Below are 20,723 nucleotides of genomic sequence, written 5' to 3' on the forward strand. Positions count from 1 at the left end.
GCGAGTGACAGGAGGACAATTTGCCGTAGGCCGAGCGAGGCCTTGTGCCGAAGCGTAGCGGTAAGTCGCTGTTATCTGCTGTGCCAATTATAAATAAGTAAGAATTACTTCATTGGTTTTTTCACCTGCTTTATCATTCCAGGTGAGAATTGCTCTAATTTTGCTTTGTGACCCCATATACATTGATAATATCATTTCTACTGATTGGCCTGAATCTAAGAATTCGAGAGGAAAAATCCGATTTGTAATTAACCAATTATGATCTTCTGGGTATGAAATATTTACGTTATTTGCTCTGCCTTTTCCTTTGTTAAAAATTCTTATTCTATTTTTACCAGTACCTAATTTAACTACATTTGCTGAAACAAACGCCTCTTCTAATGTTTCAACTTCCTTTCTTTCTTTTTCAAGCAAAAGTTTATTTAATTCATGTTGAGTTTTAATATATGTTTTTTGATTATTATAAATATAAATTGATACAACGATAGAAATTATTGATACAATAACTGCTACAATTGCAATGTAATCGCTTGTTAACATAGCTTTCTCATTTTATTCTGAAGTTTTTATTCTTTCCTAAAGTCTTTTTTAATATTTCTCTTAAATCTTTAGCAATATCTTTTGTTGCTTCTTTATGTAATTCATTTAAATTTATGTTAAAGTTTTCATGGTTAGCTTCTGTCAATTCATCTTTTTTGAAAATTTTTTTGCAGGAAATACAAGTTATATCCGGGTTTTCCTTTTGTTCGTCGTATTCAAATAATTTACTTCCACATAAAGGACAAATTAATTCGATTTTTCTGGAATATTCTTTTTTCATTTTTCCTCTCAATTTTTTGGCATTGCAGATAACGAACTAGACTTACCGAAGTTCCCTGACCCTGAGTCCCGAAGGGACGTTAGGGACTGGCACGGAGTTTGCGGATGCAAACGAGTGACAGAAAGGGAATTTGCCGTAGGCCGAGCGAGGCCTTGTGCCGAAGCGTAGCGGTAAGTCGCTGTTATGCGTAGTCGCTAATTGTTACGTTTTAAGGTCTAAAAATGCATATAGTCTAAAAAATATTATTGCAAGAAGAAAACTGAATATATGGAGAATTCTAAAAAATTCATTCAAATATTTTATATTTGAATGTAACATTACGGCAAAAGACCATAATAAGAAAACTGCATATATAAGGATTAATTCAGTGTTTTGCTTTGAGTAGTAGTAGGTTATTCCCCATAAGCAATGAGAAAGATAAAAGATACTGATGTGGTTTGATAAGTTTACATTTGATATGTAGACTTCCTTTCCTTCTTTATTAATTAATTCACCTCCACTATATTGGTAATCAATGAAATAGCTTATTAAACTAGTTACTAGCGGGATTATAAATGGTATGATTAGAAGATTGAATATATTATCCATTATTTGGTATCCTTTTTAAAATTAAATCTGCTTTTTGTAAAAACCAATAGAATAATGTTCTTTCTGAATCATTAAGAAAAGCCTTTGCTAAAGGTGTGACATAAGGCTTATAATAATTTTGGAATTCATTGAGGGGCGTATCTGAAAATTGAATAGAGAATTTGTTTAAGAATCCTTTTTGAAACAAATTTGGAATATTGTTATTGTTACTATTTATTGGAATATAATAAGAAAATGGTATTGCTTTATTAAATTTTCCATTAAAAAATAGTCCAACATTGTCTGAAAAAAATTTAAGTAAATTTGATATGTCATTTCCCGTCGGTTGAAAACTAAAATTGATTATATGGGTAAATAACAAAAAGTTATTCAAAATATCCTCAAAGTAATCTCCATTTAATTCAAAAACATAATCTTGTATTTTGCTATATTTTTTTAAATTAATTAAATCTAAACCAGGCAAACTAAATTTTTTTTCTAAAATTTCGTTTAACTGTTCAGTTTCGAAATGAAGAATTAAAGTTTCATTATTGAATATTTTTAAATCCTTTTCAAAATCGTAATATGCTTTGTATACATTTAATGTATTCTCTCTTGAATAGCTTTGGTACGTTGATATAATATATTTTATTATCATTAAAGTTTCCTGTTTTTAGCGATTACGCATAACGAACTAGGCTTACCGACGTTTCGTGTAGCTGAGCCTCTTTAAAAGAGGCGTTAGCGTAACACGGAATGTGCCTTTAGGCCGAGCGAGGGCCCCACGAGATCCAGATTTTTTCAGAAATCTGAGGCGAAGTGGATAAGGACCTGAGCGAGCGGTAAGCCGCTGTTAATTGCAGTTGGTAACGAATATTATTGATTATAAGTCGAAAGGAACCTAAAGTCAGCGCAAATTTTCTTTTCCATTTGGAAAGTTTGATTCTTTAACCAAACGTAAATGGAGAACGCAATGATCATTCTTCCACAAGATTGAATCGACAGACGAACTTTTATTAAATTTGCGCGCCTTACTCTTTTGATTTACCAATTGCAATTAACGAACTAGACTTACCGAAGTTCCCCGACCCTGAGTCCCAACGGGACGTTAGGGACTGGCATGTAGCTTGCGAACGCAAGGCGAATGCCAGAAGGGGAATTTGGCGTAGCCCGAGCAAGGGCGAAGTCCCGAAGCGTAGCGGTAAGTCGCTGTTATGCGACGTCTAAATAGAATTCAAAACTTTTTCAAATTCAATTTATTTAGATAGAATATCTATCTGTTCTAGATTTCTATTTTCCCATTTACAGATACCGTATAAACTTCGATTTCCTATTTTAAATCGACAAAACCAACCTTTATAAGTAGTTTCAATTTTTTGGTTTGGATCAGAACTATAAAAATTCATTTTTCCTTTATAAATTTCTTTAGGCTCATCATTTTTTAAAGCAGTTACATAGTAGACAGTAAGCTTGTTTAGATATTTTGAATTTTTAGTAAATTTTGCGACTATGCCTAGATTATCCCATATATATTTAATACTTTCTTCTGATTCGATTTTTCTGTCAAATTTACCAATTTTACTCTCTAGAATATCTAATTCAAGTTCTTCCGGTATATTCCATTCATTTATCATGATTTTATCTTCAGAGATGAGAATATGAATCTTCTCTGGATTTATAGGGAAAAGATTAAAATTAATAATTATAAAAAATAATAAAAAGGTGAATTTTAGTTTGTTTATGTTCATTTGTGAACCTGTTGTAATAATTGAAATTAAAGAGATTAAAATAAGAACTCTTAAATTATAGTGTATTCATTATTTTTAATTTTATTTTGCAGCTTGACACGTTGTAATAGCACTAGCTGATTGAGTGTCGCAATATCTAGAATCGTTTTGGTTAATAATTAAACAAAGTTGAAGAATATTATTAGCATTTTGGCAACGTTTTTGTTCTTTATCTCTATCTGTAGTACAATTTGTTAAAAATAATACTAAGTAGGGAATAGTTAAAAAATAACTCATTAATTGAATTTTGAATACTTTCAATTTAAAGATTCTCCTCGATATATTTATTAAATTCAAAACGAAATTTCCAATAAGTATTTTCTATAAAATTCTTAATTTTCTAGAAATTATTGTTAAATTTATTAGCAATTAATTTTTTAGATGTCGCATAACGAACTAGACTTACCGAAGTTCCCCGACCCTGAGTCCCGGTAACGGGACGATAGGAACTGGCATGTAGCTTGCGTAAGCAAGGCGAATGCCAGAAGGGGAATTTGCCGTAGGCCGAGCGAGGCCTTGTGCCGAAGCGTAGCGGTAAGTCGCTGTTATGCGAAGTCGCATATTTATGCATATTTTTAATTTTTAATAAACCTTAGTTTTTTGTGTTGAGCTATTCATTATTAGGATTATTGTTATAACTTGTATGAATGCATTCTGATGAAATTTCGCAAGAAGTAGTAAGGAAAATAAATTGATTATCGATTTCGTTAGATGTGCTATTTATTTGATTTTTATCGCTTTTGGATAAGCGAAGTAATTCAGAAGCAAGAATGGTAGTGATTAAACATCGCTTTTTTTCTTTTTTTTCCTTATCGCACTTTCCTGAAATTTCTGAAATTTGACTTTTGCAATTGAGATTTCCAATTAAGAGAGTTAAAATTAAAAATTTAAGCCATTGTGTAGTAATCATTTCGTGTATTTTTTTGTTAAATTATTTAGTAAAAGGGAGATTAATGATATTTATTTAATATAAATTTACTAAATCGACAAATTATCAAAATTGAAACAAAGGAAACAAGGATTGTTTTTTTATTATTAAGTATAGAATTATTTTCAATCTTTTTAATGGAATATCAACGATCGATAATAGTGTTGAAGGTAATTTTATTGGATTAACCTTTTTCTGTTTTAATTGATTTTAAATTGGTTTCCATTTTTTTTATTCAAAAAATTATATTTTTTAATCTCTGATAATTGAATTTCACATCATTAGTATGATTCTATGCGATTTCGCATAACGAACTAGACTTACCGAAGTTGTCCGACCCTGAGTCCCAGAGGGACGTTAGGGACTGGCATGTAGCTTGCGAAAGCAAGGCGAATGCCAGGAGGACAATTTGGCGTAGCCCGAGCGAGGGCTAGTCCCGAAGCGTAGCGGTAAGTCGCTGTTATGCGCTGGACTGCACTAGAAGGCTAATCCCAATCCTATTTTACCTGAATATTCTTGTAAAGACCATGCGTGCGAAAGGCTTTTCTTTTTTGCCTCGAAAAGCATAGAATCTGGCACTTTATAAGCATCGAAATTTGAACCAGCAGCTTCAATTAAAATGTAAAAGTTTTCGGCTAAAAAGACTCTGCTTCCGATAGACAATGTTGTTTTGTAAATAATTGCCATATCCTCTAAATTTCTACCGTATCCAAATCCCAATCTAACATATGGATCAAAAATAGGATGGGTAATGAAATGGTATGCTAAATGTAATCCAAGAGTATAAATTTGTAAAAATTCAGGATTAGATTTTGTGTTATAAGGAAGTAAAATTTCGCGAATTACCGAGTTTTCTCTTGCTGCTTGATTTGTTAAATAAGTATTCAAGTAATCATTTGTTAAATTATTTTTAAATTTAGTGTCACTAATGTTTAAAGCTTCAAAATTTGTATTATTTAAACTAATGCCAAACCCAAATTTAGGATTAAATAGATATTCCATAAAAATTGAAAATGCCTTGCTGTTTAATTTAGGCTTAGGGGAATTTTCAAAAGCGTAAATACTTGCTAATTTTTGATCATCAGTTCCATAGCTTGCAGTTCTGTCGCCGATTACTTCCTGTCTATTTAGGAAGTCGTTGTTTTTATTCATAACACCATTATCAATTTGATGAAGATTTGTGTTTGGTATAAATAGTGAACGCGAAGTAGTTACTTCAAGGAAAAATTTTCTATTTTCAAGAATACTGTCTGCACTAATGCTTTGCTGTAAAGATATCGCTAATAGTAAAATTATTTTAATTCGAATTTTTTTCATTTAATTTCTGTTTTTTGCAGTCTTGCGCATAACGAAATAGCCTTAACGACGTAGGCTGACCCTGAGTCCCAACGGGACGTTAGGGACTGGACCGAGACTTGCGTAAGCAAGGGGAGTGCCAGAAGCCTATGTGTCGCAGACCGAGCGAGGGCTTGACCCGAAGCGAAGCGTTAAGGCGCTGTTATGCGTCGTTTTTTTTATTATTTAAACCTAAGCCTTAATTGATTATTACAGGGTTCAATTTTTTAGCTAAGATATTAGAGAAACTTAAATAAATTACATTTGAGAAAGTTAATATTTCTAAGAATAATCATTAAATGAATAATTTTTGGAATGAGATGAAGCTTCTTTGATAGAATTGAAAAATTTTTTAATTATTAAGTATTATTTACCTAAAAAATGAACAAAGAAAGAAATTGAATATGTATTGTTGGTTTCGGTTTCTAAATTGTCTGCAAAATAGAATTTATACTTTCCTTTCATTTTGAATACTTTAGTTCTAGTTTCGTTTCCATTTATATAAACAAAACCATAAATGTCATTTACCTTTAGTTTTAGGTTTTTAATTGAAGGGTATCCTACTTTTTTAAAGAATATATCTGTATATACAACCTCACCGTCAGGTCTGATTATTGCAGTTTCCATAGGGGGTTTTTGAGGAATTCGAATTTCTATAAAATCATTTTTTTTAAATTGATTTGGTGATATTTGAAATTTATTATTTTTTTCCGAGTGTATTGATTTGGTAAGAATATAAAAGGAAAGGATAAGTAAACTTTTTATTTTCATAATTTCTTCTTATATTTTTTAAAAAAATGACGCATAACGAACTAGTATTACCGAAGTTGCCCGACCCTGAGTCCCGAATGGGACGTTAGGGACTGGCACGGAGTTTGCGGATGCAAACGAGTGACAGAAGGGCAATTTGCCGCAGGCCGAGCGAGGCCTTGTGCCGAAGCGTAGCGGTAATATGCTGTTATACGAAGGAGCGTTTTTTAAATTTGTATCATTTGTTTAGATTTTGTATTGAAGTGATGCATGATTGCTTTTGTGTGATCTGGGATATTGGTAGATTGTAATTCGCCAGTTAAATCGATCAATTCAATTGCATTGTTTCCTATCTTTGCGTGCACTACAAAATTTGCAATTTTTCTCCAGCCTGAGTATGATAATGTATTTTTAAATGCGCGACGAAGACCGGTGACAAAAATATCTGCAATTTGAAGAAGATTATTTTTTTTTGAATCCATGAAATTCATTTTTTCTAAAAGAGAGCTTATATCAAAGCTTGTTTCTTTATCTATATTTTTAATATTTTTTATAAGTTCATAAATATTATTTCTACCTATAGGTTTTTCATAGCTAATCATAAAACTATAATCAGCATCAGATAGCATTTCTAGAGGCTCCTTTAGGAAACTAGTTTGTAATAACGGAAAAGATACTTCTTTCCAAATTTTTTCATATTTAGTTATTTTGGAGTCTTTTGCATCTATTAACCATTCCCATTTTGAAAGTAAATTAGGTTTTCTTTGAACATAATATAATGATGCTTTTCTGATTATATTTTCAATGCAAGATCTTGTGCATACAGATTGAATATAGAGTGGTAAACTTAGGTTTGCAAGATTATCAGCTAGAGAATTGAAAAAAACTTTTATATCATTTGAATCACCTTCTAGAATTGCACTTCTTATTTTATTTGCTTGAGTTTGCTGATGTAGGAGGATATTTCGTTTGGCATAAAAGCCTGTGTCTATGGCTGTAGCTACAAAAAGAATGTCGTATTTTTCTAGTAAAGTTAGTATTTCGTTGTATTGAATTTCATTTAAATCTTTACCTTTTATTTCTTCGTTTTCTAAAGCATTTATCCTTGTCTTAAACTTTTTAAAAACAAACTCAATTTCTTCGATACAATCTTCTGGTATGATTAATCCTCCGAAGCAGGAATAGGAATTCCTCTGATTTTCAGTTAGTGAAAATACTCCTGATTCGTCTAAGAAAATTTTCATTATGATTTTGATTTAACGCTCTTTCGTATAACGAACTAGACTAACCGACGTAGGCTGGCCCTGAGTCCCTGAAGGGGACGTTAGGGACTGGCCACGACACTTGCGTAGGCAAGGGGAGTGCCAGAAGCCTATGTGGCGCAGCCCAAGCGAGGGCTCGTCCCGAAGCGAAGCGGTTAGTCGCTGTTATCTGCAGTGCCATTATAGCTGATTTTACTTTTTGCTTACCGTCGAAAATGTTATTTCGATTTTTAATGTATTATTTATTGGAGAAGGAATAATAGAAGGAAGGCAATCAGTAAACATTAAAGTTTCATTACTATCCTTTTCTCTTATGAAAATTCCTTTTTTCGCGTATAATTGGTTGTTTGCAAATGTTCCATCTTTAACGATTTGTTCATTCCAAGTTTGAAATATTTGATAATTACTTGATGGAACGTATATAATTAATAACTTTTTGTGTGGTTCATACTTAAAATCGTCAATATCTAAATCCCAAGCAGTGTCTATTTTACCTAAATCATTAGGATGCATGTCTAATATTTTTAATTTCATTTGTTTTCCTTTTTTAACATATAATCATTTGTATTTTACTATTTAATAAATGTTATATCTTTTATTTTATCAAATACGAAATGAAATATAAACCCAAATTTTACTTTTGCTTAAGTTAGTAGATTAAAACCATTACTATATATTTGTATGAAATATTTAGATAATCTAAGGAGATTGCATTATTCTTTGAGAGGTTTTTGTCAAATTTTGAATTTTTCATGAGTAATGATTTATAAGTTGGTTTTTAATTATACCAATTAGTTTAATTTTCATAAGTAAAAGCAATGTATGTTGGATGTTGAAAGCAAATTTTTCTGCTTCAAATAGTCGTATGAAAGTAATTTCACTGTAATTAATTAGTAAATTTTTCGCATTGCAGATAACGATCTAGTGGAGACGACGTTTCTCGTAGCTGAGCCTCTGAAGGAGGCGTTAGCGTCGGCGCGCCTTCTTGCATAGCGAGAAGCGTGACGGAGAGAAATGTGCCGCAGGCCAAGCGAGGCCTCGTGCCGAAGCGCAGCGTTTCCACGCTGTTATGCGACGTTAAAATTATTTTAATTTAAACGGGATTTCTGAATCTATATTATTTGTAATCTCTTTTTTATATTGGTCAACTGCTGCCGAATAGAATACATAAATAAAAAAGCCAGATAAAAAACAATACTGAATAAATCTAAATATAGAATCGAAACGCGGCATTCGTTTTTTTCTAATATATCCGAAGAGTAGTTTAATTCTTCTTGTAGATCCTCTAAATACATGTCTTGGTCCAAAGATTAAAATGAGTAAAATAAAAATAGATATGCCAATTGATTTGAATATTGGAAGGATTTGCTTATAGACAGGTAAATTTAAGGCGTTTTGGATAATTTCTTGCCCTTTTATTTTACCATTTAATGTCAATTTTATTGGTTTCTCAGAAGTATATAGAATATCAATTGCGATACCGTCATTACTATCGAATCTATCGATAAAAATTAACAAATGATTCTCCAGAAGTGAAATATTTGAGAATGTGTAATTAGAAGTTTTTTTTGTTATTGAAGCATCGATTAATTCAAACTTATTCTCTTCAGATGTTAGAAAGTCGATAGTTATTGGATCCCATTGTTCACCTTTCGAAATTGCTTCCTTGCCTCGATTCCAAAGGTAAAGCCTTGTTTGATATATCGGATTTTTTATTTGTTTTTTAGTTTTATTATTTATGATTTTAATAGATGATTTTTCTTCTGCAATTATTATTTTTCTAGGTGTTTCTTCGTTTAAATATACTAAATCTACTTTTTTCTGCGAATCGTAGTATGTGTATACTGCAAAGGCAAAAGCTAATAATGCGATTATTCTATCTATGTTAATTTTCATTCTTAATCAATTCCCTTTTTTTAATGTCGCATAACGAACTAGACTTACCGAAGTTCCCCGCCCCTGAGTCCCGCCGGGACGTTAGGGACTGGCATGTAGCTTGCGTAAGCAAGGCGAATGCCAGAAGGGGAATTTGCCGTAGGCCGAGCGAGGGCTTGTCCCGAAGCGTAGCGGTAAGTCGCTGTTATGCGCAGTCACTACATTTTAATGATTTAGCTAGATACCTAATTCATTCATACAAAAATTTATTTTCTCATAGAATGAGTTTGAATCTTTATCAAGAAAATTAATTCTCTCAGATTTAAGAAGCTGATTTAAAAATGAATTTTCATTGTCCAACTCAGAAGATAGAAATTGATTTGTAAATGTAAATTTTTTAATAATCTGTTGGCAACTAGCTATTTGAATATTATTTCTAAAGATAGATAATCTTAATTCAATATCTAAAGGCATTCCGATCCAAGAAGTATTTCTGTGATAATTTCGTGACTGATAATCAAACATAATAAAAATGATTATAATATCATTGTTAAATTTATCGGAAAGGTGGAAATTATTTGGAGTAAATGTAATCAAAGCATATCGATCATGTGAATTTGAAATGTTTAATTTATTTTTATATTTTTCTTCAAATTCCTTATTTAAAGAGACAGGTAAACTGATTTCTCTTTTTTTCCATTCATCTGTAGGTCTAGCAATTGGATTTGGAATGAAGTTAATAAAGAAGAACTTTATTGGAGAATTATTTTTAGAAATATTTTTTTTATAATCTGTGTCAAAAACCAAAATTCTATTTTCATCTGTTTCCCAATGATGGAGAATACTCCCTTTTTTCCCAAAGACAAACTCATTTTGATCGGGGTAATAACGACAACTTACGGCAAGAAAAATTAAAAGTGTAACTTTTTTTTTCATTATTTTGATTTTCAATATATATTGTAGTGATTGCGCATAACGAACTAGACTTACCGAAGTTCCCCGACCCTGAGTCCCGGAACGGGACGTTAGGGACTGGCATGTAGCTTGCGTAAGCAAGGCGAATGCCAGAAGGGGAATTTGCCGGAGGCCGAACGAGGCCTTGTGCCGAAGCGAAGCGGTAAGTCGCTGTTATACGAAGTAAACCATATATAGAAAAAATTTACTGCTGCTACAACTTTATTTTGAAATAATAGATGTCAATATGACTATTGAATAGTCAATTTTTAAAACTGTCTATATTTTCAAAACTGATAAGAGTATCTCTTGCAGTAAATCCAAAGGTTCCTTGCAAAATCAAGAAGACTGCATATGGATATTGCTGTGGTCCTTGAAAGGCAGCAAATGAAATACTTGGCCACGTTAAAAGTACTGTTCGCATAGTATTAATTTCATCATTATGACTGATTGAAAATTCAAAATTTATTTCATTTTTATTAATTTCGATATCATTACATTGAGTATTATTAATAATACGATCAAATTCGTGATAGTAATTTTTTAATTGATAGCATCCTTCGTTTATGTTCTTTGTTTTTTTGAAGTCTTTGTTAATACCAAAATGTATAATATGGAGACCTGAAATAGTACGATTAAAAAATGCATTATCTAGTGATCGAACAGTTAAAAAACCTACATATCGTCCTTTGGGGACCGAAAATTTAATTTGGTCAGATTTATATGATTCACTATAAAAATAAATTGGTAAAAACTGAGAATTATCCTTTTCGAAGGATTCAATATCTTGCATGTAGAACTCAACATATATCTTTGAGTTTTTTCGATTGTTAATGGCTATTGAAATGATTGAAGAACTGTTTTCGAAAGATTTTAACGAGATTTCTTCTAATCTAGTGGCAGTCCTTGATAAACACTTAAAAGATAAAACACTCAGAATGATTAATGATATTATATTTCTCATTTTGAAATTATTTTGGTTTATTTCGTATAACGAACTAGACTTACCGAAGTTCCCCGACCCTGAGTCCCGGGACGGGACGTTAGGGACTGGCATGTAGCTTGCGAACGCAAGGCGAATGCCAGAAGGGGAATTTGCCGCAGGCCGAGCGAGGGCTTGTCCCGAAGCGTAGCGGTAAGTCGCTGTTATGCGAAGTCCAAGATTTCAGCTATTCTTATGATTTTTTTTTGCTTTTTTTTAAAGTGTCCCAAATTACTAATTCGGTAAAGTTCTTTAGTGCTTTCTTGGATTCAATGAATGATTTCAAATGTGCGGCAAATAAGCTAATTGAAAGTGAAATTGATAGAATAAAATTTGTGAATAGAATATTTTGACAGTGTTTGTAATATAAGTAGAAAATTAATATTAAAAAAATGAAAAAAGATCCAATCATAGATGCAGCGGCATTGTGCATTAAGTTGGCTAAGCTAAGTGATCGCTCTTTGGATCCTTTTATTTCATTTTCTGTTTCACTTCTTTCATACCAGATCGCAGAAGTAATCACCCAAGCATTTTCGTAATATTCATTTTCATCCTTAAATGGAAAAGGGATACTCGTTTTAGATATTAGTTTTTGTTTATTAAGTTCTTCTAGAAAAGAACTGTAATCTATTTTAAAACTTGGAAACGATCTATAAATGAGTGTAAAAATTGATCCAACTCCTATTGTAAAAAAAGTGATAAATATACCTAATAGGGTGTAATCAGTTTGATTTTGTAAAGATTTTAGGATTTTTAAGATTCCATCAAAATCTAATAGGAGTAGGCAGAATGTTAATTCTAAAATAAATACGATACCTGGAAGTGTGTATCTAAATAGACTATATGCATCATTCATTTTATTCTCTCTATTGTATTAATTTTCTTGGATTTCGCATAACGAACTAGGCTTACCGACGTTTCGTGTAGCTGAGCCTCTGTAAGAGGCGTTAGCGCAACACGGAATGTGCCTTTAGGCCGAGCGAGGGCCCCACGAGATCCAGATTTTCTCAGAAATCTGAGGCGAAGTGGATAAGGACCTGAGCGAGCGGTAAGCCGCTGTTAATTGCAGTTAGTTAATATAAAAGAGAGCTTGGTCGAAAGTGTATCTAATCAAGCGCAAATTTTCTCTTAATTCCTAAAGCGTAAATTGCAATTCGAACTTAATTAGAGAACAAAGCTATATTTTTTTCTCTTTCAAAGCTTTAATCGACAATTTACTCTTAAATAAATTTGCGCGATTTCTTCTTTTGATCAACTAATTGCAATTAACGAACTAGACTTACCGAAGTTCCCCGACCCTGAGTCCCGACGTGACGTTAGGGACTGGCATGTAGCTTGCGTAAGCAAGGCGAATGCCAGAAGGGGAATTTGGCGCAGCCCGAGCGAGGGCTTGTCCCGAAGCGTAGCGGTAAGTCGCTGTTATACGCAGTCCACTTTATTTAAGACGGAAACCTTTGTTTCCATAGTTTTCAATTTCTGAAACTTTACTTCCTGTAGAATCATAAAAAATTGATTTTTCATAAACTTCGCCCTCATAGAAGTATAGAGTTTCAAGTTTTGAGCCATCTGAGAATGAACTAATACATTTTTCTGAGAAATTTGATTTATCTTTATAGAAACACTTTGTAGTTCCCCGATTATTTGGATAATTTGTAATATTAATTTCATCAAAACCATCTTCATTATTGTCGAACGATTCAGAAAAAATATTTCCTAAAGAATCGGTTTGGGTTATTTTATCGATCGTATAATTATTATTTTCATCACAATAAATATAGGTCGAAATTAAAATATCGTTTTTAGAACTGAAATTTTTCGTTATAAAACAATTTTCTTTATAATCTAGTAATGTGATATTTTCGGAATACGAACTTAGTTTTAGTTTTGCTTTTTCATGCAAAATGAAGCAAAAATAAGAGGAAAAAATGAATCCAAGTAAAAGGAAGGTGTTTAGAATCAAGAGTAAACTATTTGGAATATTGTTTTTATCAATGAAAGGTTTATCTTCAGAATCCATTAAAGTTAGCTCATCCTCAGTATAGTAAAATTCACATAGATTAATTTTTTTGTTTCTAAAATATTCTGATAAAAATTGAAGTTTTCCAAAACTTGACGTTTGATCTGAATTTCCTACAAATAGTAAAAAAAAAGCTGCTATATATAATTTTTTATTCTTAATCATATTTTAGTGGATTGCGTATAACGAATAATATGCGTATGTTTGATTTTGTATGAATTTTGAATGTATGTGGATTGTTGTTTATTGATTTTTAGTGTATGTTAATGGCATGTTTGATTTGTAGTTGTTAACTGATTTATAATTGTATGTTGTTTATTTCTTGCTTTTGGTATTAATTTGGAGTTTCTGCTCTTATGGGACATAATATTATTTAAGTTCATCTTTTGAGCGCCATTATTTAGGGAAAGGTATAGCTCCGCCCCCTCACTCCCATAGATTGAAAAGTGAATCTGATTCTTATTTTGTACATTTTGAGTTCAAATATTTTTTTGTTTGGTGGCAATTTTCTTCATTTAACAAAGGGAAAATTCTGTTTTTTTTAAAGATTTTTTTTATGTTTATGCAATAAATACGGAATTGCTAATATTCAGAATCTTTGAATAGTTTTGATTTTTATCAAATTTGAATGGTAGGAATGATTCGTCACTGATGAGGATTTCGAAGTTTTTGAAGCTAGCGATACCAATCCAAATTTCTTTAAGAGATTTTACCAAAAGGGATCGGTAGTATTTTTGGTCATAATTTGGTGTTACGTTGCTGAATTTTGAATGATTTTGCCTACAAATTGTTTCATTGTAAGGCATCTTGTTTAAATAAGATGCCTTAATATTATTATATATTAAATTAATATTATTCAAACTATGGGTTGTTACAGTAAGAGTTCTATTTTTTGAAGCGATTCCGTTTACAATTGGCTGTAATTTTGAATACCCGCTTTTTGTTTCATTACTTTTATTTTGGATGCGTGTGTGGTTTTGTATTTTGGGAGCGAGTTGCGTGTGGAAGTAGGGCTTGGAGTGCTGATTTATTTTTGTTTCAATCCTTTCGAGAGTGAGATACCTTTCTCCTTTTTTCTCTGATTTTTGGTTAATGACGATATATTTTATTTTTTCTCCAGCTTGTACACGAACTCCCATATTGAGTAGATCTTTGACGGCAATTGTACTTGGTGCGTCAACTGTATAATCTTCTGGTTCTTTTGAAGTAGATTTTTGTATGACAAGGTCTTTCCAGTTGAGATTGCCTGTTACTAATTTTTTATCATAAGCGTAGAATAAATCGAGGATTTCTTTTTCTTTTGATTGCATTTCCGCTATCGTTTTGAATTGGCACATCCATTGTATCATTTGGTTTTGTGCATCACGTATGAATTTAGGAAAATCTTTTCTTCTTGTGATGATCCCTCGCCCCTTGAAATGACCATCAATGAAACGACCCATATAACGATTGGCAACGGGAAGTTTTGTATCTTGCGTTGATGGTGGAAAACATAACCATGAATATATTCCCTCTACCTCCATTTTGATTTTAGTATGTTTTTCGATTTCTAAACAAAGTTGTGTTAGGTCTTCGTTACTGATGGGACTCATGTCCTTTTTTTGAATGAAAATACTATCTGTTATTCCATGTACAACTTTGTAATGAAATTTTTCTGATACTTCTTTGGCTGTGATTAGTTTTTCTCTTCCGAATGCGGTCACAGCTTCGTGACTTTCTAGTTTTCCAAATTTTGCATTTCGGTAACCTAAATAACCAAATGAAGTTACTAACATCCATTTTAAACTAGATTGTTTGGATTGGATATTGACGAAATTGGGATGGTTATTTTTTTTTTGTTCTTTGTAATGATTCCTTCTTTGGACGATATGTGCCAAAGCCTCAGAGACAATTCCTTTTCGTTTGGCACAAATACGATATCCAAGCGAGGGAACTTTTTCTATGTTTGGATCATCTTGGCAACAAAGGCAATTGATTGTTTCTGGAGAGATATTGTGAGTGACCATAATACTTGGATACATTTGTGAGAAATCAAGTTGCGCTACATTTTCGAGTACAAATCCATTTTGAATGTCTGCCTGGAAAACTAGTCCACCTTTATCAGCATTTAATAATTGTAAGGCTGACTTCTCAGATTCGAGTGCACTTTTTTGCCAAGGAACAAGGTAGTTCATGCGAAGTGCCACATCGACTTCGATGTAAGTAAGCGCTTTTCCTGTGGATGCCCTTGCCATTTTTTGGATAGGTAATCTTGAGATTCTAGAGAGTTCGATGATTCCAATCAATTCGGCTTCTTTGTATACGAAACTATTACGAGAATCAATATGCCATCTTCCAAATAGTGGATAAGAAGGAGCTCGGAAAACAATTGTTCCATATGTATTAAAGCTGGTTCCTTGCGTCTGTATGGATCGTCGTATTAAACTGGTTTTGTCTCTATCGAATTCAGTTGTTAGGTGATTTTCTTGTGCTATTTTGAATAGATAAGGAAATATCACTTGGTCACCAAATGAAGATAGAACTATGTCTGGATTATGTTTTTCAAAAATTTCGTTAAGGTTTTGGATAAGAGAGATTCCATTATTTGTGGGGATGTTGTATTTTTTTTTTGGAGTTTCGATGACCAATGTATTTTCTTGGAAAGGGTGTCTATGGCTTTTCTCTAGGTAAAGAGAAATGGCACGTAGCTCAGGTACTTTATAATCCAATTCGTTTATGTCGGTAAGAGATGAAATGGTTTTGATACGATTTAATTGATTTTTGTTGATTTCATATTCGATCCGAAGGTATGCAAGTGGATAGATGTTTTTTTCCACCATGTACCCTGTGGTGATTTCGATATCGGAATGGTAGATATCGTATTTTCCATATAAATTAAAAAGTTTGTTTGTTATTTTGGGAAGTAGTTGTGGTTTTGAAATGACAAGTTTTAGAACTGAAATGGTTTTGTTTTGGTAAAATAGCCGTTTTTCTGTGAAACTTGGAATTTCAGCTAATGCATCTAATTCATAAAATCGTTTGACTAACTTTTTTAAAACAGCCGGAGAAGCATTGGCATAAATGATGGGAAAATATTCGTCGACAAAAAGTTTTAATTCACCTGAATCTGATTTGATCCAAAGGTAAATTTTTTGTTCTGAGTGGTAGATGTCAAACAGATAACCTTTGTAAGTTTCCATTTTTGATTTGATTCTAAATTGATTTGATGGTTTTTGTATCCACTAAAGTTTGAATTCCTCTCTGAGTTTCTTTTTTAATTCAGTTAATTCGTTAATTTCTTTTTTTAATTCAATCATCATGGATAAAAGCATGGAGTCAATTGGATAAGGAAGTGATGCCATCACACCAGCTTGTACTTGTAATTTCGCAGTACGTATGAGATCATCGAAAATTTCTTGGTCTGCTTTACGAAGGGCTCTTCGAAAGTCAGATAAGTTTTCTTCGATTTGTAACATTTGGCGTGAGTAGGGGGATATGGTTCTGCCCATTTTATGCTCCTGTGATAGATGTTTTTCTTGTACGGATCCTTGAGAGTCCTTTTTCTGTTTTGAGTTCCCATAAGGTTTGGGAAACTCGTAATAGTTTTGGGAAAAAAAGTTTGAAATTCTGATGTGAGTAAGTCCATGATTCAATGATGAGCAGGGGAATATTTTCTTCGGGGAACTTTTCTATAAAACCTAACATTAAGTTTAACAAATAAATTCCTTCGTCATCTTTTACATCTCCATCTAAGAATTGTTTGCAGGGAGCTAACAAAAAGTATACGGTATTCTCTCTTTTTCTCTTTAAGATATTTTGTAGGGCATCTAGGATTTGGTAAGGGGTGAAGGCTCTTTGGATTTGAATTTGTTCCAAAAAAGGTTCTGGTGCCAGGTTTTGTTTTCTGGTTTCTTCTGTGATGGTGAAGGGATTAAAGCGGATGGCACAATCCAGGTTGAATACCTGAAACCCTGAACAAACAAGTGCATATTGCCAGTAGTGGGCGAGTTTGTACATCCCTCGTTCTCCTGTCAAAAGACCTAAGTCCTTTTGGTTCCAGTTTTGTATGGGTTCGTAGATATTTGTGGAAGAGTGGGATTGTTCCGCAAGGTCCATGATACTACTTATATGTATAGCAAAAATATGTAAAGTTAAAATTGTATTCAGTGACTTTTTTCCCTCCGTGTAAAATTTTTTGGTGGGTAAGAAGGCGGTAAGATTGGGAGAGAAATGGAGAGACCACGATAAATAATGAGACATAATAAGACAAAATGAAGCCTCATCAGTGAAACTAGGATTGAGTGACAGATACAAATCCCTTGTTTCCATCCGAAGCAAAAGATCGTTTGGTACGGTTTTTACTAGCGAGTGAAAACAACAATGAGCGTAAAAAGGGAGACGAACAAAATAGGTGGAGAAAAGAAAAAGGTGGGAATATTGGAATTTAAAAAGAAAAGAAGGAAATCGATTTCGGAACCTATCTCGACCAAAGGGAATTTTACATTCAATGAGAAAATAGAAATGAGATCATCCTTGAAACAAGAATTGATAAGTCAGTCGTTTGTCTCGACACACGGAAAAGTATGGATGAAGATGATTACCTAACAGCTGTAAAATCAATGATCAAAAGGGATCTTTCGGCTTTGTTAGTATACGATGATTCACAACAAGAGAGGAGATTGAAAACTGTTTCAATCATATTTAGGCCAGAAGTATCCTTCGTGCATTCAATCGAGGAAGGCAGTGAAGCAAACGACCATCACAAATTTGAAAAAAGTATGGTGGTCGTTCGAAATGATTTGAAAATTAAAGTTGTGGTACTTCTCCGACTGTTTTTACTCCCGTCACAAAGTATCGCGTTTCAGCAAAACAACTAAAAGGAACACCGATGTGTTCTTCATATTCAAGAACCACACGTTTGCCAATGGATGCATTGAGTTCTTCGGCTATGGATTCATTACGAATACTGAAGTAGAATTTTTCCGTCATGGTCCCAGGCATTGTGACAAGAGCCATTTCCCCTTCCCAAGTTTTGCAGACCCAACCCTTTTTGGAAAGTTTTTGAATGTAACCTGCACGGTCCCCTTCTGAATAACTCCAAGTGAGAGTAAGCCAAGTATATCCCGCGAATAAAACAGCGAGAAGGATGAGGAACAAACTGAAACGAACGATGAATTTACCCATATAGATCCTGAAGTTTTCCAAAAGATGAGAAACTTTCAAGACAATATTTTGAAAATGAGTAGGGAAAGCAATGCTTGAGGCAAGAAAACTCCGCGCCAGGGAGACGGAGGGCTTGGTCGGAGGAGGCGCTTGCCTGGGACGACGGGAGCGAATGCGGACCCCGGAGTCGCCCGGTCCTTTTTCTATGGGAGTTTGTTCTTCAGAATGGATCGGAGGCGCCCCATCACTTTGGAAAGGTTTGTGAAAGTGAAAATATGAACTTTTGAAAAAAAAAATAGAGAATCTAAAAGTGGAGCTTGTGAAAAAACTACTTTCGTGGTAGAGGAAAGTTATTGGGTGGCGGGTCCAGTTCCCCACCCAAATCGGGCGGGGATATTACTACAAACTTCTTGCCAAACACCCAATCGTTCACCAAACTAACATCTATGCAAAAGAAATTCCTCTTGTTTCTCCTTTCGTTTTTCATTGTTAACTGCTCTACAGCCACTTCGTATTCCAAACCAGAAAATGCAAAGGCCACCAAACAATGGGGAGTTGTTGAAGTAAAAGAAACTGTGAAAAGTATGAGCCATTCATTATCAGTATATTATAAAACAGAATTAAAGGGTGGTTATTTTGAATGGAGACCATTACAAAATAGTACGTCAGAACATATTGATACAAAACTCATCACCAATGAAATTTTAAACCAACTTACAAAAGAAAAAGTTCCATTTGTAGATACAACAATTAGGGAAGATGCAACAAAGGAAATGGCTTTTGGAAAAACAGGAATGGTATCGTCAGATTCTCGTTTGGCGGTAGGCAAATTTAAGTCACCTTCACATCAAATTAAAGGTGAGATCAACGAAGTTGTGAATTATGAATCTGGAAACAAAATTCAATACATCACGGTAACATTGTTTTTAGTGAGTTTGGAAACCAATCAAATTGTTTGGTCGGAACAAACCAATTTCCTAAAGAAAAGCCGTGTGGAAGGTTACGGATTCTGACCATCCGGAACAAATCCAAAACGAACTTTGATCTTTCCGATAGCGGGAGTGAGGTGGTATGTGACTGGTCCTTGGTTTGAGGTAAGGATCGGTGCTTTCAATTTGGCTTTGGATTTTCCAATCCAAACATACTCAGGAAAAAAACGTACATAACGGTATTCGTTGGATACGTCCAAGTCTTCTTTGATGTTTTCTTTTGTTTGACGAATGGATGTACTTACCCACTCAGTTCCCAATTGGAATCCAACAATCATTGTGATGATCCCAAGTCCTGCAATGTCTTCGGAATGGACTTCCGCTCCCACATATACCAATCCTGCACCTAATGCAATGATTGTGGCACTGGCAATAATGGAACCTGTGACTTTTAATGTACCCTTGGTTCCTTCTTTGATCGCTGTTGCTGACATCAACTGAAAGTATTTAGAATCTTGAATGAGTTCGGAGATTTCGTTGTCACGGATGAGGTGGCGTTCATACCATCCAAGAGTACCTTTTTCTAAACTTAGAGATACCGTTTTGTTATTGTCGACTAAGAGAAGAGTACTTTGTCTTCCGGAAGTTTTGAATTTGAGATTCCGAAGACCACGAATAAAATTGAGATTCGCAGAAGGGTCCATTTCTGGTTCAGCACCTGGACCACCAAAGATAAAAATAAATTCACCATCAGTAGGTACCCCTTCTGTCGCAAAAGAACGAATGGAATGTGATTGGGATTTTAATTGTGTTGCCTTTCGAAAATCCACCATTGCTTCCTCTTTAGATCCTGTGGCGAGCCAAAGAGAGGCAAGTAATAGGCGTAAGGTGGGATCATCAAATTGACCTTCGGCACTCCACTCCCCACTGAGTAAATTACCAGCATATCTTGCTTGGATTTTTGCTTTTTCATACTCTTCTACACGAGCATAATAAAGTCCAAGTAAAATGTGGAGGTAAATGATTTCTGCTTCAGAGGCATAATAACCGTCTTCTGATTCCATATAAAAAAATGATTTTAAAGAACGAGTAGCACTAAAACGCAATCGTTCCTTACTTTCTTCAGCTAAAGATTCAAGATCAGAAAATTTTGTTCCACCATTTAAGAAGGAAAGATGAGCTTTTTCTAATACAGCGATAAACCCTTTTCTTTCATTGCGAGGTAGGGTAGTTAAAGCATCGTTTATATTTGCTTTTTTATAAGACTTTAGGGATTCTTCATAATCTTTGCGTTTGGCGAGGCTTGTACATTGGATAGAGAAAAAAAGAAATAAAACGGATAGGAAAAGGACACGCATCTGGCATATCCTTCTCC

Annotated in this window: 21 protein-coding genes; 2 read left to right on the forward strand and 19 right to left on the reverse strand. The window is 33.6% G+C overall.

All coding sequences use genetic code 11. From position 1 onward, the window contains the following. Positions 1-87: 87 nt before the first annotated feature. From EHQ43_RS17585 to EHQ43_RS17660, 17 genes are all read right to left on the reverse strand, one after another. On the reverse strand, positions 88-540 hold the full coding sequence (locus tag EHQ43_RS17585) for a hypothetical protein (RefSeq protein ID WP_135771894.1): 453 nt from the start codon (positions 538-540) through the stop codon (positions 88-90). Positions 541-547: 7 nt separating this feature from the next. Next, a complete protein-coding gene (locus tag EHQ43_RS17590; RefSeq protein WP_135771895.1) occupies positions 548-820 on the reverse strand; it encodes an ECs_2282 family putative zinc-binding protein in 273 nt (90 codons plus the stop codon). Between the two features lie 580 nt (positions 821-1,400). Further along, a complete protein-coding gene (locus tag EHQ43_RS17595; protein WP_135771896.1) occupies positions 1,401-2,045 on the reverse strand; it encodes a hypothetical protein in 645 nt (214 codons plus the stop codon). Between the two features lie 598 nt (positions 2,046-2,643). Continuing rightward, complete coding sequence (locus tag EHQ43_RS17600) at positions 2,644-3,135, reverse strand: DUF7738 domain-containing protein (RefSeq protein WP_135771897.1); 492 nt, start codon at positions 3,133-3,135, stop codon at positions 2,644-2,646. A 441-nt stretch (positions 3,136-3,576) separates the two neighbouring features. After that, positions 3,577-3,735 carry a hypothetical protein gene (locus tag EHQ43_RS19620; protein ID WP_167481820.1) on the reverse strand — a complete coding sequence of 53 codons (159 nt, stop codon included), beginning with the start codon at positions 3,733-3,735 and terminating at the stop codon, positions 3,577-3,579. A gap of 844 nt (positions 3,736-4,579) precedes the next feature. Continuing rightward, complete coding sequence (locus tag EHQ43_RS17605; RefSeq protein WP_135771898.1) at positions 4,580-5,419, reverse strand: hypothetical protein; 840 nt, start codon at positions 5,417-5,419, stop codon at positions 4,580-4,582. Between the two features lie 384 nt (positions 5,420-5,803). After that, on the reverse strand, positions 5,804-6,208 hold the full coding sequence (locus EHQ43_RS17610; protein WP_135771899.1) for a hypothetical protein: 405 nt from the start codon (positions 6,206-6,208) through the stop codon (positions 5,804-5,806). Between the two features lie 206 nt (positions 6,209-6,414). Then, the gene (locus EHQ43_RS17615) at positions 6,415-7,431 is read right to left on the reverse strand and encodes a DUF3800 domain-containing protein (protein WP_135771900.1); all 1,017 of its coding nucleotides are present in this window, start codon (positions 7,429-7,431) and stop codon (positions 6,415-6,417) included. Between the two features lie 210 nt (positions 7,432-7,641). After that, positions 7,642-7,983: a hypothetical protein gene (locus EHQ43_RS17620; RefSeq protein WP_135739596.1), complete on the reverse strand. Its 342-nt coding sequence runs from the start codon at positions 7,981-7,983 to the stop codon at positions 7,642-7,644. A gap of 549 nt (positions 7,984-8,532) precedes the next feature. Continuing rightward, a complete protein-coding gene (locus EHQ43_RS17625) occupies positions 8,533-9,345 on the reverse strand; it encodes a hypothetical protein (RefSeq protein WP_135771901.1) in 813 nt (270 codons plus the stop codon). A 216-nt stretch (positions 9,346-9,561) separates the two neighbouring features. Continuing rightward, positions 9,562-10,260, reverse strand: a complete 699-nt coding sequence (locus EHQ43_RS17630; protein WP_167481821.1) for a hypothetical protein — start codon at positions 10,258-10,260, stop codon at positions 9,562-9,564. Between the two features lie 280 nt (positions 10,261-10,540). Further along, complete coding sequence (locus EHQ43_RS17635) at positions 10,541-11,071, reverse strand: hypothetical protein (RefSeq protein ID WP_135771903.1); 531 nt, start codon at positions 11,069-11,071, stop codon at positions 10,541-10,543. A gap of 382 nt (positions 11,072-11,453) precedes the next feature. Further along, positions 11,454-12,116 carry a hypothetical protein gene (locus EHQ43_RS17640; RefSeq protein ID WP_135771904.1) on the reverse strand — a complete coding sequence of 221 codons (663 nt, stop codon included), beginning with the start codon at positions 12,114-12,116 and terminating at the stop codon, positions 11,454-11,456. A 579-nt stretch (positions 12,117-12,695) separates the two neighbouring features. Further along, positions 12,696-13,442 (reverse strand): hypothetical protein, encoded by a 747-nt coding sequence (locus EHQ43_RS17645; protein WP_135771905.1) that lies wholly within the window; start codon positions 13,440-13,442, stop codon positions 12,696-12,698. Positions 13,443-13,837: 395 nt separating this feature from the next. Next, positions 13,838-16,456 carry a DNA polymerase domain-containing protein gene (locus EHQ43_RS17650; protein WP_135771906.1) on the reverse strand — a complete coding sequence of 873 codons (2,619 nt, stop codon included), beginning with the start codon at positions 16,454-16,456 and terminating at the stop codon, positions 13,838-13,840. A gap of 42 nt (positions 16,457-16,498) precedes the next feature. Then, entirely contained in the window at positions 16,499-16,765 is a 267-nt protein-coding gene (locus tag EHQ43_RS17655; RefSeq protein ID WP_135742376.1) for a DUF8156 family protein, read from the reverse strand. A 1-nt stretch (position 16,766) separates the two neighbouring features. Next, positions 16,767-17,372: a hypothetical protein gene (locus EHQ43_RS17660; RefSeq protein WP_135742375.1), complete on the reverse strand. Its 606-nt coding sequence runs from the start codon at positions 17,370-17,372 to the stop codon at positions 16,767-16,769. Positions 17,373-17,557: 185 nt separating this feature from the next. Between EHQ43_RS17660 and EHQ43_RS19625 the strand changes: the two genes are divergently transcribed. Then, entirely contained in the window at positions 17,558-17,704 is a 147-nt protein-coding gene (locus EHQ43_RS19625) for a hypothetical protein (protein ID WP_167481822.1), read from the forward strand. A 358-nt stretch (positions 17,705-18,062) separates the two neighbouring features. Here EHQ43_RS19625 and EHQ43_RS17665 read toward each other — a convergent pair whose 3' ends face one another. Further along, positions 18,063-18,440 carry a hypothetical protein gene (locus EHQ43_RS17665; RefSeq protein WP_135742374.1) on the reverse strand — a complete coding sequence of 126 codons (378 nt, stop codon included), beginning with the start codon at positions 18,438-18,440 and terminating at the stop codon, positions 18,063-18,065. A 425-nt stretch (positions 18,441-18,865) separates the two neighbouring features. Between EHQ43_RS17665 and EHQ43_RS17670 the strand changes: the two genes are divergently transcribed. Next, positions 18,866-19,432, forward strand: a complete 567-nt coding sequence (locus EHQ43_RS17670; protein ID WP_135742506.1) for a penicillin-binding protein activator LpoB — start codon at positions 18,866-18,868, stop codon at positions 19,430-19,432. Here the strand turns inward: EHQ43_RS17670 and EHQ43_RS17675 are convergent. After that, positions 19,420-20,706 (reverse strand): hypothetical protein, encoded by a 1,287-nt coding sequence (locus EHQ43_RS17675; RefSeq protein WP_135771907.1) that lies wholly within the window; start codon positions 20,704-20,706, stop codon positions 19,420-19,422. The two genes, EHQ43_RS17670 and EHQ43_RS17675, sit on opposite strands and share 13 nt — an antisense overlap. Positions 20,707-20,723 lie beyond the last annotated feature (17 nt).

The sequence above is a fragment of the Leptospira bouyouniensis genome (genome assembly GCF_004769525.1).
In the GTDB taxonomy this organism is placed as follows: Bacteria; Spirochaetota; Leptospiria; order Leptospirales; family Leptospiraceae; genus Leptospira_A; species Leptospira_A bouyouniensis.

What these genes read in the sequence shown, in the direction of transcription:
- EHQ43_RS17585 (WP_135771894.1), bottom strand. Translation starts at nt 540, where the DNA reads ATGTTAACAAGCGATTACATTGCAATTGTAGCAGTTATTGTATCAATA.
- EHQ43_RS17590 (WP_135771895.1), bottom strand. Translation starts at nt 820, where the DNA reads ATGAAAAAAGAATATTCCAGAAAAATCGAATTAATTTGTCCTTTATGT.
- EHQ43_RS17595 (WP_135771896.1), bottom strand. Translation starts at nt 2,045, where the DNA reads ATGATAATAAAATATATTATATCAACGTACCAAAGCTATTCAAGAGAG.
- EHQ43_RS17600 (WP_135771897.1), bottom strand. Translation starts at nt 3,135, where the DNA reads ATGAACATAAACAAACTAAAATTCACCTTTTTATTATTTTTTATAATT.
- EHQ43_RS19620 (WP_167481820.1), bottom strand. Translation starts at nt 3,735, where the DNA reads ATGCGACTTCGCATAACAGCGACTTACCGCTACGCTTCGGCACAAGGC.
- EHQ43_RS17605 (WP_135771898.1), bottom strand. Translation starts at nt 5,419, where the DNA reads ATGAAAAAAATTCGAATTAAAATAATTTTACTATTAGCGATATCTTTA.
- EHQ43_RS17610 (WP_135771899.1), bottom strand. Translation starts at nt 6,208, where the DNA reads ATGAAAATAAAAAGTTTACTTATCCTTTCCTTTTATATTCTTACCAAA.
- EHQ43_RS17615 (WP_135771900.1), bottom strand. Translation starts at nt 7,431, where the DNA reads ATGAAAATTTTCTTAGACGAATCAGGAGTATTTTCACTAACTGAAAAT.
- EHQ43_RS17620 (WP_135739596.1), bottom strand. Translation starts at nt 7,983, where the DNA reads ATGAAATTAAAAATATTAGACATGCATCCTAATGATTTAGGTAAAATA.
- EHQ43_RS17625 (WP_135771901.1), bottom strand. Translation starts at nt 9,345, where the DNA reads ATGAAAATTAACATAGATAGAATAATCGCATTATTAGCTTTTGCCTTT.
- EHQ43_RS17630 (WP_167481821.1), bottom strand. Translation starts at nt 10,260, where the DNA reads ATGAAAAAAAAAGTTACACTTTTAATTTTTCTTGCCGTAAGTTGTCGT.
- EHQ43_RS17635 (WP_135771903.1), bottom strand. Translation starts at nt 11,071, where the DNA reads ATGCAAGATATTGAATCCTTCGAAAAGGATAATTCTCAGTTTTTACCA.
- EHQ43_RS17640 (WP_135771904.1), bottom strand. Translation starts at nt 12,116, where the DNA reads ATGAATGATGCATATAGTCTATTTAGATACACACTTCCAGGTATCGTA.
- EHQ43_RS17645 (WP_135771905.1), bottom strand. Translation starts at nt 13,442, where the DNA reads ATGATTAAGAATAAAAAATTATATATAGCAGCTTTTTTTTTACTATTT.
- EHQ43_RS17650 (WP_135771906.1), bottom strand. Translation starts at nt 16,456, where the DNA reads ATGGAAACTTACAAAGGTTATCTGTTTGACATCTACCACTCAGAACAA.
- EHQ43_RS17655 (WP_135742376.1), bottom strand. Translation starts at nt 16,765, where the DNA reads ATGGGCAGAACCATATCCCCCTACTCACGCCAAATGTTACAAATCGAA.
- EHQ43_RS17660 (WP_135742375.1), bottom strand. Translation starts at nt 17,372, where the DNA reads ATGGACCTTGCGGAACAATCCCACTCTTCCACAAATATCTACGAACCC.
- EHQ43_RS17665 (WP_135742374.1), bottom strand. Translation starts at nt 18,440, where the DNA reads ATGGGTAAATTCATCGTTCGTTTCAGTTTGTTCCTCATCCTTCTCGCT.
- EHQ43_RS17670 (WP_135742506.1), top strand. Translation starts at nt 18,866, where the DNA reads ATGCAAAAGAAATTCCTCTTGTTTCTCCTTTCGTTTTTCATTGTTAAC.
- EHQ43_RS17675 (WP_135771907.1), bottom strand. Translation starts at nt 20,706, where the DNA reads ATGCGTGTCCTTTTCCTATCCGTTTTATTTCTTTTTTTCTCTATCCAA.